The sequence below is a fragment of the Marinovum algicola genome, assembly GCF_900109145.1.
Taxonomy (GTDB): domain Bacteria; phylum Pseudomonadota; class Alphaproteobacteria; order Rhodobacterales; family Rhodobacteraceae; genus Marinovum; species Marinovum algicola.
In genome coordinates, this window is sequence record NZ_FNYY01000002.1 from 286,166 (window position 1) to 302,411 (window position 16,246).

Below are 16,246 nucleotides of genomic sequence, written 5' to 3' on the forward strand. Positions count from 1 at the left end.
GTGCACGTCGTCTTTCGCGAAAGCCACGGGCTGGAGGATACCGGCACGCCGGTCGACCTGGGGCAAGACCCGGCCGATCTCGTCGTGCTGTCGTTCTCCGACAGCGACCTCGGGGCTTTCGCCGCCGCCTGGCATCGCGGCGGCGGGCCGGCCGGGGCGCTGCCGACGCTGCGGCTGGCCAGCCTCGCGGCCTTGCAGCATCCGCTGTCGGTCGACACCTACGTCGAACAGACGCTGGCCGGGGCCAAGGGCATCCTGGTCCGACTGATCGGCGGCGTGCCCTATTGGGATTACGGTCTGCGCCAGCTTTCCGCGCTGGCGCAGTCGCGCGGCATCGCGCTGGCCGTGCTGCCGGCGGACGGCCGCGAGGATGCCCGGCTCGACGCGGTCTCGACCCTGCCGGTCTCGACGCTCCGGCGGCTGGCGCATCTCTGCGACACCGGCGGCGCGGTGGCCGCACAGGCGGCGCTGGCGCAGCTGGCGCTGGCTTCGGGGCTCTATGCCGCTCCGGTCCCCGGCTCCAAGGCGTTGCCGCCAATGGGACTCTGGACGCCCGAGACCGGCGCGATGGCCCCCGATGCCGATCCGCCGCGCCCGGCACCGGTCCAGGACGGGCCGCTGGCGGGCCGCAAGCTTCTCTTGGTGTTCTACCGCTCCTATCTGGTGGCGGCCGACATGGCGCCGGTCGAGGCGCTGTTTGCCGCCTTCCGGGCCGCGGGCGCCGAAGTCATCGGGCTCTACGCACCCTCGCTCAAGCCGCCGGAACTGACCGAAGACCTGCGCGCCACGGTCAGCGCGCAATCGCCCGACGCCATTGTCAATCTCACCGCCTTTTCCGGCCGTGGCGCGGCCGGGGCCTCGGTGCTCGACGCCGCCGGCGTGCCGGTGTTTCAGGCGGCCCTCGCCACCTCGACGCACGCCGCCTGGCAAGCCGCCGAACGCGGGCTGTCGCCAGCCGATCTGGCGATGCATGTGGTGCTGCCGGAAGTCGACGGCCGGCTGATGGGTGGCGTGGTGTCGTTCAAGGCAGAGGCCGAGCGCGACCCCGACCTGCAATTCGCCCGCCGGCAACACAGGCCGGTGCCGGAGCGCATCGCCGCGCTGGTCGCGCGGGTCGGCGGCTGGCTGCGTCTCGCCGGGCGCGCTCCGGCGGAACGGCGGCTGGCGCTGGTGCTCTCGACCTATCCCGGCAAGCACTGGAACCTCGGCCATGCGGTGGGGCTCGACGCACCCGCCTCGGCCAAGGCGATCCTGTCCGATCTGCGCGCGGCGGGCCACGACATCGCCGAGGCCGGCGATCTCACCACGCGGTTGCAGAGCGACGCGATCAAGCTGCCGCTTGCGGCCTATCACGATGCCCTCGACCGCCTGCCCGAGCCGTTGCGCGACCAGCTTGCCGAGAGCTGGGGGCCGCCGGAGACGGATGCGCTCTGCCGTGACGGCGCCTTTCACTTTGCCGCCGTCGACCTCGGCGGCGCGCTGGTCGCCTTGCAGCCCGAGCGCGGCGAGACGCGGGCGCGCGACGACGACTACCACGATCTCTCGCGGGTGCCCCGCCACGGCTATGTCGCCTTTTACCTGATGCTTCAGAACCGTGCCGATGCGCTGATCCACATTGGCGCCCATGGCACGCTGGAATGGCTGCCCGGGAAATCCGTTGCCTTGTCCGAGACCTGCTGGCCCGAGGCGCTGACCGGCGCCTTGCCGGTGATCTATCCCTTCATCGTCAACGATCCCGGCGAGGCGGCGCAGGCCAAGCGGCGGATCGGCGCGGTGACGCTAGGCCATCTGCCACCGCCTCTGGCCGACAGCGACACGCCCGACCGGCTGGCCCATCTCGAGGCGCTGCTGGACGAGTTCTCCAATGCCGACGGGCTCGATCCACGCCGCCGCGACCGGCTTCAGGCCGATATCCGCGCCGAGGCGCAGGCGCGCGGCGTCGAGGACGACCTGGGCCTCGATCGCGCCAGCTCCACCGCCGAGGCGATCACCCGCATCGACCGCTTTGTCTGTGACATCAAGGAAAGCCAGTTCGGCGAGGGGCTGCATGTCTGGGGCCGCGCCGACAGCACCGATCCCTCCATCGCCGATGCCGTGGCGCAGGAACGGGCGGCGCTGCCGGCCGCGCTTGCCGGCCAGCGGATCGCGGGCGGGCCCTCGGGTTCGCCCTATCGCGGCCGCGCCGACGTGCTGCCCACCGGCCGCAACCTCTTTACCACCGATCCGCGTGCCGTGCCGACCCGATCGGCCTTTGCCCAGGGCGTGACACTGGCCGAAGAACTGGTGCGCCGGCATCTTCAGGACGAGGGCGACTGGCCACGCGGGCTGATCGTCGATCTCTGGGGCTCGGCCACCATGCGCACGGCGGGGGAGGAATTTGCCATGGCACTGCACCTGCTGGGTGTGCGGCCGGTCTGGGACGCCGGGTCGGAACGGGTCTCCGGCATCGAGGTGCTGCCGATCGCCGAGCTCGACCGGCCGCGCATTGACGTCACTCTGCGGGTCTCGGGCCTGTTCCGCGATGTCTTTCCGGCGCTGTCGGCGCTGTTTTCCCGCGCCGTGCGGGCCTTGGCGGCGCGCGACGAGGCGCCCGACTGGAACCCCTATGCCGGCCGCGAGGTCGGCGCGCGGGTCTACGGCCCGGCGCCGGGCAGCTTCGGGCTGGGGCTGGGCGATCTGCCCGACAGCTCCGGCGCGCCCGCCCGCGCCGCCGCCGGCGAGGCCTGGCTCCGGGCTTCAAGCTGGGCGCTGGACGGCGACAGCGCACGGCACGACAGCAGCGGCCTCCGCGACCGGGTGGCCGGGGCCGACAGCTTCGTGCACCTTCAGGACCTGCCCGAGACCGATCTTCTGCTGGCGGCCGATTACGCCGCGCATGAGGCCGGCTTTGCCGCCGCGCAGGGGGTGACCGGCGGCAACGCCCGGCTCTATCACCTTGACAGCACCCGCCCCGACCGGCCCCGTGCCCGCGCCCTGCCCGAGGAAATCGCCCGCGTGGTGCAGGCCCGCGCCGCCAATCCGCGCTGGATCGCCGGGATGCGACGGCACGGCTTTCGCGGCGCCGCCGAGATTGCCGCGACGCTCGAACATATGGCCGCCTTTGCCCATCTCGCCGGGGCGGTGGCGCCGCATCTCTTCGATCTCTATCATGCCGCGACGCTGGGCGACCCCGAGACCGAGGCCTTTCTGCGCGCCGCCAACCCCGGCGCCCATGCCGCGATGCAGGATCGGTTCCGCGCGCTCTGGCAGGCCGGACTCTGGCGGTCGCAGCGCAATTCCGTGCTGGCCGAAATGGCGGCCGCGACATGAGCGCGCCGCTGGTCAAGGGCTGGTGCCCCGGCGCCCATCGTCCGATGCGCTCGGGCGACGGCTTGGTGGTGCGGCTGCGGCCGTTTCGCGGCGAGGTCTCGGCGGTTCAGGTGCTGGCGCTCTGCGATCTGTCGCGGCGCTATGGCTCGGGGCTGATCGAGCTGACCTCGCGCGGCAACCTGCAAATCCGCGGCGTCTCATCCGAGGATCACCCGAAGCTCTTGCAGGCGCTTGACGGCCACGGCCTGATCGACAGCGACCCGGCGCAGGAAAGCCGCCGCAACATCCTCGTCGCCCCCGACCGCGCGGCAGGCGACCTGACCGACAGGCTTTATGACGGGCTGCTGGCCACCCTGCCCGGCCTGCCCCCCCTGCCCGAGAAGATGGGCGTCGTGCTCGACACCGGGGCCCGGGCGGTGCTGGGCGCCGGCTCCGGCGATTTCCGGTTCGAGCTGGCCACCGACGGCGGGCTGATCCTGCGTGCCGATGGCGCGGCGCGGGGCCGGAGGATTGCCGAAGATGGCGCCATGGCCGCGATGGCCGCGCTGGCGCAATGGTTTGTCGAGACCGGCGGCCGCACGGCCGGCCGGATGGCACGGCATCTGCGCCGCCAGCCCCTGCCGCAGTGCTGGCAGGAAGCCGCGCCACGGGCGCAATCCGCGCCGCCGGTGCCCGGCCCCGAAGCCGCGGATATGATCCTCGGCGCGCCTTTCGGCAGCCTGGAGGCCGCGGCGCTGGAGGCGGTGATGCGGAGGAGCGGCGCAGTGGCGCTGCGGCCGATGCTGGGCCGGCTGATCCGCCTGCGCCACGCCCGCGCCATCGCCGCGCCGGGCTTTGTCACCACGCCGGGGGCGCGGCTGCTCGAGGTGGACGCCTGCCCCGGTGCGCCGCTCTGCCCGCGCGCCACCGTCGACACCCGCGCTCTGGCGCGACAGCTCGCGCCGCGCACCCGTGGCCGCCTGCATGTCTCGGGCTGCGCCAAGGGCTGCGCCAATCCGCGCGCCGCCGATATCACCCTCGTGGGGCGCGATGGCGGCTTCGACCTTGTCCGCAACGGCACGGCGGCCGACCCGCCTGCGCGGCGCGGCCTTGCCCCTTCGCACCTCATTGACCTGATCGGAATGACCTGAATGCCCTACGATTACGAAAAGGATGGCGCCGCCATCTACAAGCAGAGTTTCGCGACGATCCGGGCCGAGGCCGATCTCGCCCGCTTCGACCCCGAGGAAGAGCCGATCGCGGTGCGGATGATCCATGCCGCCGGGCTCGTCGGCCTGGAGCGCGACATCCGCTTCTCGCCGGGCTTTGCCCGTGCCGCGCGGGCCGCGCTGGCCGCCGGTGCGCCCGTGTTCTGCGATGCGCGCATGGTCTCGGAGGGGGTCACCCGGCCGCGCCTGCCGGCCGACAACGCGGTGATCTGCACCCTGCAAGACCCGGCGGTGCCGGAACTCGCGCGCTACATGAACAACACCCGTTCGGCGGCGGCGCTCGAGCTCTGGCGGCCCCGGCTCGCCGGCGCGCTGGTGGCGATCGGCAATGCGCCGACGGCGCTGTTTCACCTGCTCAACATGCTCGAAGACCCCAACTGCCCGCGCCCGGCGGCGATTATCGGCTGCCCGGTGGGCTTTGTCGGCGCGATGGAAAGCAAGGCGGCGCTCTGGCAGGCGCAGCCGGTGCCCTGCTGCATCGTCGAGGGCCGGCTCGGCGGCAGCGCGATCACAGTCGCGGCGATCAACGCCATCGCGAGCCGCGCGGAATGACCGTGCAGCAGGAGGTCCGGGCGGCGGCGGCGCAGGCGGTGAAAGGCACGATCTGGGGGGTCGGCCTCGGGCCGGGCGATCCCGAGCTGATGTCGGTGCGCGCCGACCGGCTGTTGCGTGGCGCCAGCCACGTGGCCTATTTCCGCAAGGCCGGGCGCAGCGGCCAGGCGCGGCGCATCGTCGAGGGGATGCTGCCCGACGGCGTGGTCGAGATCGCCATGGAATATCCGGTGACCACGGAAATTCCGCTGACCGATCCGCGTTACAACGCGCTGCTCTCGGCCTTCTACAGCGACTGCACCACGCGATTGCAGGCGCTGGCCGAGGCCGGGCACGACGTGCTGGTTCTGGCCGAGGGCGATCCGTTCTTCTATGGCTCCTTCATGCACTTGCATGCCCGGCTGCGCGATCTGGTGCCGGTCCAAGTGGTGCCGGCGATCACCGGCATGGGCGCGGCCTGGGCCGCGACCGATGCGCCGATCACCTGGGGCGACGACGTGCTTGCCACGCTGATGGGCACCTTGCCGGAAGAGGTGCTGGTGACCCAGATGCAGCAGGCCGATGCGCTGGTCGTCATGAAGATCGGCCGCAATATCGACAAGATCCGCCGCGCCCTGCGCCGCGCCGGCCGTTTCGAGGCCGCCTGGCTGGTGGAATATGCCGCCATGCCCGATCAGACCGTGCAGCGTCTGTCCGAGGCCGAGGAAAGGATCACCCCCTATTTCTCGATCATCATCGTGCACGGACAGGGGCGCCGGCCATGAGCGGCTGGCTTGTCATCGCCGGTCTCGGCCCCGGGGCCGATGGCCTCGTCACCCCCGAGGTCCGTGCCGCGCTGGCCGAGGCGACCGACGTGGTGGGCTATATCCCCTATGTCGCCCGCGTGGCGCCACGGCCCGGGCTGACGCTGCATCCCTCGGACAATCGCGTCGAGATCGACCGGTCGCGCCATGCGCTGGAAATGGCCGCCGCTGGCCGGCGCGTGGTCGTCGTTTCATCCGGCGATCCCGGCGTCTTTGCCATGGCCTCGGCGGTTTTCGAGGCGCTCGAAGCCGGGCCGCCCGCCTGGCGCGACCTCGAGATCCGCGTGCTGCCGGGGATCACCGCGATGCTGGCCGCCGCCGCCCGCGCCGGGGCGCCGCTGGGGCATGATTTCTGCACCCTCAACCTCAGCGACAATCTCAAGCCCTGGGCGCTGATCGAAAAGCGCCTGCGCCTTGCCGTCGAGGCCGATTTCGCCATGGCCTTCTACAACCCGCGCTCGAAGTCGCGGCCCGACGGGTTCCGCCGCGCGCTCGACCTGCTCAAGACCGCCTGCGGCGATGCCCGGCCGGTGATCTTTGCCCGCGCCGTTTCAACCCCCGAGGAAGAGATCCGGGTGGTGCCGCTGCCGGAAACCACGCCCGAGATGGCCGATATGCGCACCCTGGTGATCGTCGGCGCCTCGACAACCCGGCTGATCGCGCGGCAGGGCGGTCCGATCGTCTATACCCCGCGTTCGGTGCCGGCATGAGCCAGCCAGCGCAGCACCTCCTCCGGGTCGTGGGTTTCCGGGCGCGGCGGGATCGCGGGCCGGTCGATCATGATCACCGGCAGGCCCAGCACCCGCGCGGCGGCGATCTTGGCAAAGGCGCCGCTGCCGCCGGAATTCTTGGACACCACCACCTCGATCCCGTGCCGGTCAAGCAGCGCGGCATCAGCCTCCTGCCGGAACGGGCCCCGGTCGACGATCACCGCATGGTCGGGAAAGGCGGGCGGCGTGACCGGCGGATCGACCAGCCGCAGCAGGTAGAAATGCTGCGGATTGACGGTGAAGGCCGGCAGATGCATGCGCCCCACCGCCAGCATCACCCGCGTCGCCGGGGTGTCCAGCGCCGCCACCGCGCCGGCGATATCACTCACCCGCGTCCAGCGGTCGGCGGCGGTCTGCTGCCAGCGCGCGCGGGTCAGCGCGATCAGCGGCACCGCGCGCGCGTCACAGGCGGCGACGGCATGTGCGCTCATCTGTGCGGCAAAAGGATGGGTGGCATCGATCACATGGCTGATCCGCGCCTCGGCAAGATAGCGCGCCAGCCCCTCGGCGCCGCCAAAGCCGCCGATCCGCAGCGGCAGCGCCTGCGCCGCCGGATTGGCAACACGGCCGGCCATCGACACGGTGCCGCGCAGCCCGGCCTCGGCCAGCCTTTGGCACAGCCGCGTGGCTTCGAGCGTGCCGCCCAGCACCAGAAGGTTCGGTTGCATGTCTGAGGCTCCCTGGCTCACCATCGTCGGTCTCGGCGAAGATGGCCCGGACGGGCTCTGCGCTGCAAGCCGAAGCGCGCTGGCGCGGGCGGAAATCGTCTTCGGCCCGCCGCGTCACCTGTCGCTTCTGCCGGCGCGCGAAACCGCACCCGGGGCCGAGCGGTTGGACTGGCCGGTGCCCTTCGCCGACGGCGTGACCCGGCTGATGGGCCTGCGCGGACGGCAGGTGGTGGTGCTGGCCTCCGGCGATCCTTTCTGGTTCGGCGCCGGCGCGGTGCTGGCGCGGCGGCTGTCGCGCGGCGAATGGCGGGCCTTTCCTGGCCGTGCGACCTTTTCGCTGGCGGCGGCACGCCTGGGCTGGCCGCTGGAACGCACCGCCTGCCTCGGCCTGCACGCCGCGCCGCTGGCCCGGCTGCGGCCGCAAATGGCACCGGGGCAGCGGCTGATCGTCCTTCTGCGCGATGGCACGGCGGTGGCCGAACTCTGCGACTATCTCGTCGCGCAGGGCTTTGGCGCCACCGGGCTGACGGTGATGGAATGCCTCGGCGGCCCGCGCGAGCGCCTCACCGAGAGCTGCGCCGAGGCGCTGGCCGATCAGAGCTTTGCCGCGCCGGTCTGTGTCGCGCTGGAGGTGGCGGGGCAAGGCGCGGTGCTGCCCCTGGCCTCGGGGCGGCCGGACAGCTGGTTCGACAATGACGGCCAGATCACCAAGCGGCCGATCCGGGCGCTGACCCTCTCGGCGCTGGCGCCCCGGCCGGGTGAGCATCTCTGGGACATCGGCGGCGGCTCGGGCTCGATCGGCATCGAATGGCTGCTTGCCGATCCGAGCCTGACCGCCACCACGATCGAGCCCCGCGCCGACCGGGCCGCCCGCATCGCCGGCAATGCCGCGCGTCTGGGTGTCGAGCAGTTGCAGGTCGTCACCGGCGCGGCGCCGGCGGCGCTGGACCGGTTGCCGCCGCCCGACGCGGTCTTTGTCGGCGGCGGGCTGGGGCCCGAGCTGCTGGCGCACCTGGTACGACTTCCCGGACGTCCGCGCCTTGTCGCCAATGCGGTGACGCTGGAGACCGAGGCGCTGCTCGTCGCGGCACAGGCGGAACACGGCGGCGACTTGCTGCGCGTCGCGCTGTCTTCGGTGGCGCCGATCGGGCCGAAACGCGGCTGGAAATCGGCCTATCCGGTGGTGCAATGGCGGTGGGCGCGATGATCGTCGCGGGCTTCGGATTTCGCCGCGATGCCAGTGCGGCGAGCCTGCGCGATGCCTTTGACCGGGCGCGCGGGGATCACCCCGTATCCGGCCTCGCCACCGCCGCCGACAAGGCCGGCACCGCGCAGTTCCGCGCCTTGTCGGCGGCGCTCGACCTGCCCGTCTGCCCCGTCGCGCCCGAGGCCCTGACGCCGCAGGCTACCCACACCCATTCGCCGCGCGTCGCGGCCGCGCGCGGCACCGGCTCGGTGGCCGAAGCCACCGCGCTGGCCGCCGCCGGCCCCGGCGCGCGGCTGCTCGCGCCCCGGATGATCTCCGCAGACCGCATGGCCAGCTGCGCGCTGGCCATGTCTCTCCCCGAAGGACAGACCCAATGACCGTTCACTTCATCGGCGCCGGCCCCGGCGCCCCCGATCTTCTGACCCTGCGCGGCCGCGACATCATCGCCGCCTGCCCGGTCTGCCTCTATGCCGGCTCGCTGGTGCCCGAGGCGATCCTGCAACATTGCCCGCCGGGCGCGCGCATCGTGAACACCGCGCCGCTCGACCTCGACCGGATCATCGACGAGATCCGCGATGCCCATGCCGCCGGTCAGGATGTGGCGCGGCTGCATTCCGGCGACCTCTCGGTCTGGTCGGCGATGGGCGAACAGATGCGCCGGCTCAAGGCGCTGGACATCCCGGTCTCGGTCACCCCCGGAGTGCCAGCTTTTGCCGCCGCCGCCGCCGCGCTTGGCGCCGAGCTGACGTTGCCCGGGCTGGCGCAATCGGTGGTATTGACCCGCACCCCCGGCCGTGCCTCCTCGATGCCCCAAGGCGAGAGCCTGACCAATTTCGCTGCCACAGGCGCGACGCTGGCCCTTCACCTCTCGATCCAGAAAATCGCCCGGGTCGTCGCCGATCTCACCCCCGCCTATGGCGCGGATTGCCCGGTGGCGGTGGTCTACCGCGCGAGCTGGCCGGACCAGAAGATCCTGCGCGGCACCCTGGCCGACATCGAGGCGCAACTTGACGGCGGCATCACCCGCACCGCGCTGATCCTCGTCGGCCCGGCGCTGGCCGGCGAAGGCTTTGACGAAAGCTGCCTCTATGCCGTCGACTACGACCGGCGCTACCGGCCGCAGAGCGCCGACAGCCCCTGGACCGACTGGACCCCCGACGCCGAGGGAGCCGCGACACATGGCTGATGTTCCCGGCCTGCTGATCTCGGCGCCCTCCTCGGGCACCGGCAAGACTACCGTCATGCTGGGGCTGTTGCGGGCGCTGGCCGAGGACGGCTTGCAGGTGCAGCCGTTCAAATCCGGCCCCGACTACATCGATCCGGCCTTTCACCGCGCCGCCAGCGGCCGCCACAGCTTCAACCTGGACGGCTGGGCGATGGGCGCCGGTCTGTGGCAGGCGATTGCTTCGCAGGCCGCGGGCGCCGATATCTGCGTCGCCGAGGGCTCGATGGGGCTCTACGACGGCGTCGCCACCCGCGGCCAGCAGGGCTTCGGCTCCAGCGCCGAGACGGCGCTGGCGATGGGCTGGCCGGTGGTGCTGGTGCTCGACGTCAGCGGTCAGGCGCAGAGCGCCGCCGCCACGGCGCTGGGCTTTCGGACCTACAGGCCCGAGCTGCCCTTTGCCGGGGTGATCCTCAACCGAGTCGCCTCGCCCCGGCACGAACGGCTGGCACGGCTGGGGATGGAGCAGGCCGGTCTGCCGGTGCTGGGCGTACTGCCCCGGCGCGGCGACCTTGCCCTGCCGGAGCGGCACCTGGGACTGATCCAGGCGGTCGAACATCCCGACCTCGAGGCTGCCATCGCCACCTATGCCGCCTTCCTGCGCGACCATGTCGACCTGGCCGCGCTGCGCGCTGCCGCGCGCGGCCTGCCGGTGCCGGACGCATCCGCCCTGCCGCCACCGCCGGCCCAGCGCATCGCCATTGCCCGGGATGCGGCGTTTTCCTTCACCTATCCGCATCTGCTTCAGGGCTGGCACGACGCCGGGGCCGAGATCCTGCCGTTCTCGCCTTTGGCCGACGAACCGCCCGATCCGCAGGCCGATGTGGTCTGGCTGCCCGGCGGCTATCCCGAGCTGCACGCCGGCCGGCTCGCCGCCGCCGAAAACTTCCGCGCCGGGCTGCGCCGCCACGCCGAGCGCCGGCCGGTGCATGGCGAATGCGGCGGATACATGGCGCTGGGCGCGGCGCTGATCGACAAACAGGGCACAGCCCACCGGATGGCCGGGCTGCTGGGGCTGGTCACCAGCTACGAGACGCGCAAGTTCCACCTGGGTTATCGCCGCGCGACGCTGAAGGCGCCGATGCCGGGCCATGCCGCCGGCACCGCGCTGCGCGGCCACGAATTCCACTATTCCACCATCCTCGAGCAGCCCGACGCACCGCTGGCGGCGGTCACCGATGCCGACGGCACGCCGGTGCCGGAAACCGGATCCCTGCGCGGCCGGGTCTCGGGCAGCTTCTTTCACCTCATCTCGGCCGAGGAGACGGCATGACGCAGGACACCCACCAGGGCATCGTCAGCTTCGTCAGCTCCGGCCCCGGCGATCCCGAGCTGCTGACCGTCAAGGCGGTGGATCGGCTGGGACGCGCCGATGCGGTGTTGTATGACGATCTGTCCTCCGGCCCGATCCTCGAGCTGGCCCGCGACGGCGCCGATCTTGTCGGCGTCGGCAAACGCGCCGGGCGGCCCTCGCCGCGACAGGATCACGTCAGCCGGCTGCTGGTGGATTACGCCCGCACCGGCCAACGCGTGGTACGGCTGAAATCCGGCGACAGCGGTATCTTCGGCCGGCTCGAAGAGGAGATCACGGCGCTCAAGGCAGCCGGGCTCGGCTATGAGATCATCCCCGGCGTGCCTTCGGCCTGTGCCGCCGCCGCCGCCGCCGGCATACCGCTGACCCGCCGGCTCACCGCGCGGCGGGTGCAATTCGCCACCGGCCATGACATCAGCGGGACCCTGCCGGAAGACGCCAACCTTGCCGCCCTGGCCGATCCCACGGCGGTGACCGCGATCTTCATGGGCAAACGCACCTTTCCCGGCCTCGCCGCCAAGCTCATCGCCCAGGGCCTGCCGCCCGACACCCCGGCGCTGCTCGCGGAATCGGTCAGCCGCCCCGACCAGAAACTGACCCGGCACAGCGTCGCCAGCCTCGCCGAGGCGCTGGCCCGCGAAACCGGCGACAAGGCCGGGCTCATCTTTTTCGGTCCACTGGCAGAGGAGTAAGGCAGACAGATCACAGACGCCGGGGACAGCCCCGGACCACAAGGAAAGCATGGTGCGCCGCGCGAGTGGCCACAGGGAACCGGGTGCAACTCCCGGACTGCCCCCGCAACTGTAAGCGGAGAGTGCCGAGGAACGTCCCACTGGCCGCGAGGCCGGGAAGGGCCGAGGCGCGATGACCCGCAAGTCAGGAGACCTGCCATGTGCCCCCTTTTCCACGCCCGCACGGGCAATTTCCGCTGCCGGAGGGGCAGCATCACGAGAAAGGAACTGACATGCATATCGAACCCGGCGTCGTTGACGGCGCCAAGATGACCTTCGCCTACACCACCGCCGCAGGGGCGGCGACCTATACCGCCAAGCAGACCGTGGACGATCTGTCGCGCACCAACTCCGGCGCCTTTGCCTTGCGGACTCTGCTTGCCACCATCGGCGCTCTGCTGTTTTTCGAAGTGCTTCCGAATTTCCCGGTCGGCATCTCGGAAGTGCATTTCATCCTCGGCTCGACTCTCTTCCTGTTGCTCGGCACGGCGCCGGCGGCGCTGGGCCTGGCGATCGGGCTGCTGATCCAGGGGCTGTTCTTTGCCCCCACCGACATGCCGATGTATTTCGTCAATGTCACCACGCTGCTGGTGCCGCTCTTTGCCGCCTCGGCGCTGGCGCGCCGGATCATCCCGCGTGACACCGCCTATGTCGATCTGGCCTACAAGGACATGCTCAAGCTCTCGGCCGTCTACCAGGGCGGTGTGGTGACCTGGGTCGCCTTCTGGGCGTTCTATGGCCAGGGCGTCACCGCCGCGACCTTCCAGTCGGTCTGGACCTTCGGCGCCGCCTACATGCTGGTGCTGCTGATCGAGCCGCTGGCCGACCTGGCCGCGCTGGCCGGGGCCAAGGCGCTGCGCGACACCGGCGTCGCGCGCCTGCTTGCACCGCGGCTCTACCGCTCGGCGTAACGCCGCACGGCCGCTGAACCGGTCCGGGGCGCGCACGCGCCCCGGACTTCTGCGTGAAAGGACATTCCGATGATCAAGGACCTCTGGCTGATCGGCATCGGCACCGGCAGCCCCGCCCATGTGACGCTGGAAGGCATGCAGGCGCTGCGCGAGGCCGCGATCATCCTGCTGCCGCTCAAGGGCGATGACAAACAGGATCTGGCGGCGCTGCGCTACGCCATCCTCGAGGCGGCGGGCAGCGACGCCGAGATTCGCACCTTCACCTATCCCGAGCGCGACCCGGCGCTGCCCTATGGCGCACGCGTCAGCGCCTGGCATGACGAGATCGCCCGCCGCTGGATCGCGGCGCTCGGCCCCGAGACGCCGCCGGGCCCGGTGGCCCTGATGGTCTGGGGCGATCCGGCGCTTTATGACAGCACGCTCAGGATCGCGCGGCGGCTGACGCCCTGCCCGCGCCTGCGCGTTGTGCCGGGCATCACCGCCGTGCAGGCGCTCACCGCCGCGCATGCGATCCCGCTCAACACCGTCGATGGCCCGATCCGGGTTACCACCGGGCGACAGCTCCGCTCCCATGGCTTCCCGCAGGACGAAGAAACCCTGGTGGTGATGCTCGATGGCGCTTGCAGCTTCCGCGACCTCGATCCCGCCGGTCTGCATATCTGGTGGGGCGCCTACCTCGGCAGCGAGGCGCAGCTGTTGCGCGCCGGGCCGCTGGCCGACACCGCCGCCGATATCACCGCCACCCGGGCCGAGGCCCGCGCCCGCCATGGCTGGATCATGGACACCTATCTGCTGCGTCGGTCCCCTGCCTGAGACCGTCCCGCCGCGGCCGGCGCCGGCCCGGCCTCAGGCCGCGACCAATGTGAGATCGAAGGTCACCTTCAGGTAATCGCCGGGCACCCTGCCGGACAGGTCGAAGCCCGTCGCCGGGAAACTGCCCGCCGGCATAGGCTGATAGCGCATCACCAGATCCGCGCGCACGCCGAACACCGTATCCTGATCGAGATAGGGGGCGTCCTCGGGAAAGACCTCGGTCACCAGCGGGCGGAAGCCCTCGGCCTCGGCAATGAAATGCAGGTGCGAGGGCCGCCAGGGATGGCGGCCGCAGGCGCGCAGAATGTCGCCCACCGGCCCATCCGAGGGCACGGTATATTCCACCGGCTTGACCGTGGTGAAGGCGTACCGTCCATCGGCGCCCACCGTCTGAAGCCCATGGAAATCATAGGTATCCTGTTCCGGGTCCTGGCTGGAATAAAGCCCGTTCGGCGCGGTCTGCCAGATGTCGAGCCGGGCGCCGGGGATCGGATTGCCCTCGGGGTCTTTCACCACGCCTTCGACCAGCAGCACCGGCGCCTCGGTCTCGCCCCGCAGATCTCCGCCCACCGGCAGCGGTGGCGAGCCGGAGATATGGAACGGCCCCAGCACCGAGGACGAGGTGCCCTCGGCCGTCGAATGCAGCATGTCGACCAGCGACGACAGGCCCAGCACATCCGAAAGCAGCACGAATTCATGCCGCTCGGCATCCGAAATCTCGCCGGCGCGCTCGAGAAAGGCGATCCCGGTCTGCCATTCCGCGTGGGTCAGGTTCACCTCCTTGGCAAAGGCATGCAGGTGGCGGACAAGGCTGGTCATCACTTCGCGCAGGCGGGGGTCGGTCTCTTCGCCCATGTAGCTGATGAAGGCGTCGGTGATGTTTTCCTGGGTGACATTGCGCATAGGGCAAACCTCTAATTCAGAATGGCAAGGCTGAGGGCGGGAAAGCGGATCAGCAGCACCAGCACCACCAGCATGACAAAGGCAAAGGGCAGCGCCCCGAGAAACACGTCCTTGAGCGAGATCCGCGCATCGTCGAGCGTGGCCTTGATGACAAAGCAGCTCAGCCCCAGCGGCGGCGTCAGCAGCCCGATCTCGGCCGCCACCACCGCGACAATGCCGAACCAGACCAGGCTGAGCCCCAGCGCCTCGATCAGCGGCAGGAACAGCGGCACCACGATCAGGATGATCGAGGCGGTGTCGAGGATGGTGCCGAGAAACAGCATCAGCACCACCAGCAGCACCATGATCCAGAAGAACGAGAACTCGTTGGCGGCCAGGATGGTCTGCAATTCGTTGGGCAGCCCGGCCAGCCCGAGCATCCGGGCATACATCGAGGCGGCGGTGATCAGAAACAGGATCGCGGCGGTGATATGGCCGGTCTCGATCACGGTTTCCCAGAAGCTGCGCCAGGTGATCCGGCGGCGCAGCGCCGCGATGACGATACCGAGAGCAGAGCCCGCCGCGCCGGCTTCGACCGGGGTGGTCCAGCCGGTGTAGATGCCGCCCAGCACGACGAGGATCAGACCGGCGATCGGCCCCAATTTCACCGCGATCTCGGACCAGGGCATCAGGGTCGCAGCTTCGACCTCGCGGCCACCGACAAAGCCCGGCGTCAGCCGCGCCATCAGCCAGATCGCCGCGACATATGCCGCTGCCAGCATCAGACCGGGCACCACGCCGGCCAGGAACATCTCGCCCACCGATTGCTCGGCCACGAAGGAATAGATGATCAGCATGGCCGAGGGCGGAATGATCATGCCCAGCACCGAAGAGCCCGCAACAACCCCCACGGCGAACCGCGGGTTGTAGTCGAAGTTCAGCATCTCGGGCACCGACATCTTGGAAAACACCGAGGCGCTGGCGATCGACGAGCCGGTGACCGCGGCAAACACCGCATTGGCCCCCACGGTCGCCATGCCGATGCCGCCGGTGATGCGGCGAAAGCCCTGGTTCATCACCGCATAGATATCGGCCCCCAGCCCCGCCTTGGAGACAATCAGCCCCATGAAGGTAAAGAGCGGAATCGTGGCAAAGGTGTATTCCATCGCACTGTCGCCGATGGCGATCTTGAGCAGCGCAAAGGACAGGTCGATGTTGTCGCGCATGATCCAGATGGCGAGAAAGCTCACCATTCCCAGCGCAATCGGGATATAGACCCCGAGATAGATCAGCACGATGATCGCGACGATCGAGAAAAGGCCAATTTCGACCGGCGTCATGATCCGCTTTCCAGTTCCGGTTGGTCATCGATCAGCGGGCGGGCGACATGCAGCAGGAAATGCACGACACAGAGCCCCGCGCTGAGCAGGATGACAAGCTTGACCGGCCACCAGGGCGCGGTGAACACCCCGGGCACGCCGAAATAATCCTGCGAGGCCCACATTTCCAGGAACTCGGGCCACATGGCATAGACCACCAGCGCCATGAAGATGGCGCTGATCAGGTCGATGGCACGGCTGAGCAGCCGGCCCTTGCGTGGCGCGCGCACCGCGAGCAGCCCCAGAAAGCCGTCGGATCGGGTCAGCCGGCCGACGCGGATGACGTCGGGCAGTTGCAGAAAGACGATGAGAACCATGGAGAATTGCACCACTTCCACCGCTCCGAGAAAGGGGCGATTGAACAATCCGCGGGCGATGATGTCATAATTCACCACCGCGACAAGCAGGACGACGACGAGGGTGCCGGCGGCATTGGCGGCCATCGCAATGCCGTCGGCAAGTCGTTTCACAGCGCTGCG

16 protein-coding genes and 1 riboswitch are annotated in these 16,246 nt (G+C 70.3%); of the genes, 12 read left to right on the forward strand and 4 right to left on the reverse strand.

Annotation, left to right across the window (positions count from 1 at the left end):
• The 5 genes from cobN to cobJ are packed head-to-tail and all read left to right on the forward strand — an operon-like array spanning position 1 to position 6,582.
• Positions 1 to 3,309 (forward strand): cobaltochelatase subunit CobN, encoded by a 3,309-nt coding sequence (cobN, locus tag BMW90_RS04365; RefSeq protein WP_074835184.1) that lies wholly within the window; start codon positions 1 to 3, stop codon positions 3,307 to 3,309.
• Complete coding sequence (locus BMW90_RS04370; protein ID WP_074835185.1) at positions 3,306 to 4,439, forward strand: hypothetical protein; 1,134 nt, start codon at positions 3,306 to 3,308, stop codon at positions 4,437 to 4,439. The genes cobN and BMW90_RS04370 overlap by 4 nt, the downstream gene beginning before the upstream one ends.
• Positions 4,440 to 5,069: a precorrin-8X methylmutase gene (locus tag BMW90_RS04375; RefSeq protein ID WP_074835187.1), complete on the forward strand. Its 630-nt coding sequence runs from the start codon at positions 4,440 to 4,442 to the stop codon at positions 5,067 to 5,069.
• Positions 5,066 to 5,833, forward strand: a complete 768-nt coding sequence (cobI, locus tag BMW90_RS04380; protein WP_074835188.1) for a precorrin-2 C(20)-methyltransferase — start codon at positions 5,066 to 5,068, stop codon at positions 5,831 to 5,833. The genes BMW90_RS04375 and cobI overlap by 4 nt, the downstream gene beginning before the upstream one ends.
• Positions 5,830 to 6,582, forward strand: a complete 753-nt coding sequence (cobJ, locus tag BMW90_RS04385) for a precorrin-3B C(17)-methyltransferase (protein ID WP_074835190.1) — start codon at positions 5,830 to 5,832, stop codon at positions 6,580 to 6,582. Before cobI ends, cobJ begins: the two co-directional genes overlap by 4 nt.
• On the opposite strand, the gene BMW90_RS04390 is transcribed toward cobJ, so the two are convergent.
• Complete coding sequence (locus BMW90_RS04390; RefSeq protein ID WP_074835192.1) at positions 6,555 to 7,310, reverse strand: cobalt-precorrin-6A reductase; 756 nt, start codon at positions 7,308 to 7,310, stop codon at positions 6,555 to 6,557. The two genes, cobJ and BMW90_RS04390, sit on opposite strands and share 28 nt — an antisense overlap.
• On the opposite strand from BMW90_RS04390, the gene cbiE reads away from it, so the two are divergent.
• From cbiE to cobF, 7 genes are all read left to right on the forward strand, one after another.
• Positions 7,309 to 8,517 carry a precorrin-6y C5,15-methyltransferase (decarboxylating) subunit CbiE gene (gene cbiE / locus BMW90_RS04395; protein WP_074835193.1) on the forward strand — a complete coding sequence of 403 codons (1,209 nt, stop codon included), beginning with the start codon at positions 7,309 to 7,311 and terminating at the stop codon, positions 8,515 to 8,517. The genes BMW90_RS04390 and cbiE overlap by 2 nt on opposite strands.
• Positions 8,514 to 8,894, forward strand: coding sequence for a cobalamin biosynthesis protein (locus BMW90_RS04400; RefSeq protein WP_074835438.1), 381 nt, complete (start codon positions 8,514 to 8,516; stop codon positions 8,892 to 8,894). The genes cbiE and BMW90_RS04400 overlap by 4 nt, the downstream gene beginning before the upstream one ends.
• Positions 8,891 to 9,703, forward strand: a complete 813-nt coding sequence (gene cobM / locus BMW90_RS04405) for a precorrin-4 C(11)-methyltransferase (RefSeq protein ID WP_074835195.1) — start codon at positions 8,891 to 8,893, stop codon at positions 9,701 to 9,703. Before BMW90_RS04400 ends, cobM begins: the two co-directional genes overlap by 4 nt.
• The gene (locus BMW90_RS04410; protein WP_074835196.1) at positions 9,696 to 11,012 is read left to right on the forward strand and encodes a cobyrinic acid a,c-diamide synthase CobB; all 1,317 of its coding nucleotides are present in this window, start codon (positions 9,696 to 9,698) and stop codon (positions 11,010 to 11,012) included. The genes cobM and BMW90_RS04410 overlap by 8 nt, the downstream gene beginning before the upstream one ends.
• The gene (cobA, locus tag BMW90_RS04415; protein WP_074835198.1) at positions 11,009 to 11,743 is read left to right on the forward strand and encodes a uroporphyrinogen-III C-methyltransferase; all 735 of its coding nucleotides are present in this window, start codon (positions 11,009 to 11,011) and stop codon (positions 11,741 to 11,743) included. Before BMW90_RS04410 ends, cobA begins: the two co-directional genes overlap by 4 nt.
• A 33-nt stretch (positions 11,744 to 11,776) precedes the next feature.
• A riboswitch (cobalamin riboswitch) is annotated at positions 11,777 to 11,958 on the forward strand.
• A gap of 57 nt (positions 11,959 to 12,015) precedes the next feature.
• The gene (locus BMW90_RS04420; RefSeq protein WP_074835200.1) at positions 12,016 to 12,693 is read left to right on the forward strand and encodes an energy-coupling factor ABC transporter permease; all 678 of its coding nucleotides are present in this window, start codon (positions 12,016 to 12,018) and stop codon (positions 12,691 to 12,693) included.
• A gap of 69 nt (positions 12,694 to 12,762) precedes the next feature.
• On the forward strand, positions 12,763 to 13,506 hold the full coding sequence (gene cobF / locus BMW90_RS04425; RefSeq protein ID WP_074835201.1) for a precorrin-6A synthase (deacetylating): 744 nt from the start codon (positions 12,763 to 12,765) through the stop codon (positions 13,504 to 13,506).
• A gap of 33 nt (positions 13,507 to 13,539) precedes the next feature.
• On the opposite strand, the gene BMW90_RS04430 is transcribed toward cobF, so the two are convergent.
• From BMW90_RS04430 to BMW90_RS04440, 3 genes are read right to left on the reverse strand one after another with little or no spacing between them, the layout of a single operon-like run.
• Positions 13,540 to 14,409, reverse strand: coding sequence for a dioxygenase family protein (locus BMW90_RS04430; RefSeq protein WP_074835203.1), 870 nt, complete (start codon positions 14,407 to 14,409; stop codon positions 13,540 to 13,542).
• Between the two features lie 11 nt (positions 14,410 to 14,420).
• Positions 14,421 to 15,728 carry a TRAP transporter large permease gene (locus tag BMW90_RS04435; RefSeq protein WP_048530817.1) on the reverse strand — a complete coding sequence of 436 codons (1,308 nt, stop codon included), beginning with the start codon at positions 15,726 to 15,728 and terminating at the stop codon, positions 14,421 to 14,423.
• Complete coding sequence (locus BMW90_RS04440; protein WP_244526424.1) at positions 15,725 to 16,237, reverse strand: TRAP transporter small permease subunit; 513 nt, start codon at positions 16,235 to 16,237, stop codon at positions 15,725 to 15,727. Before BMW90_RS04440 ends, BMW90_RS04435 begins: the two co-directional genes overlap by 4 nt.
• Positions 16,238 to 16,246 lie beyond the last annotated feature (9 nt).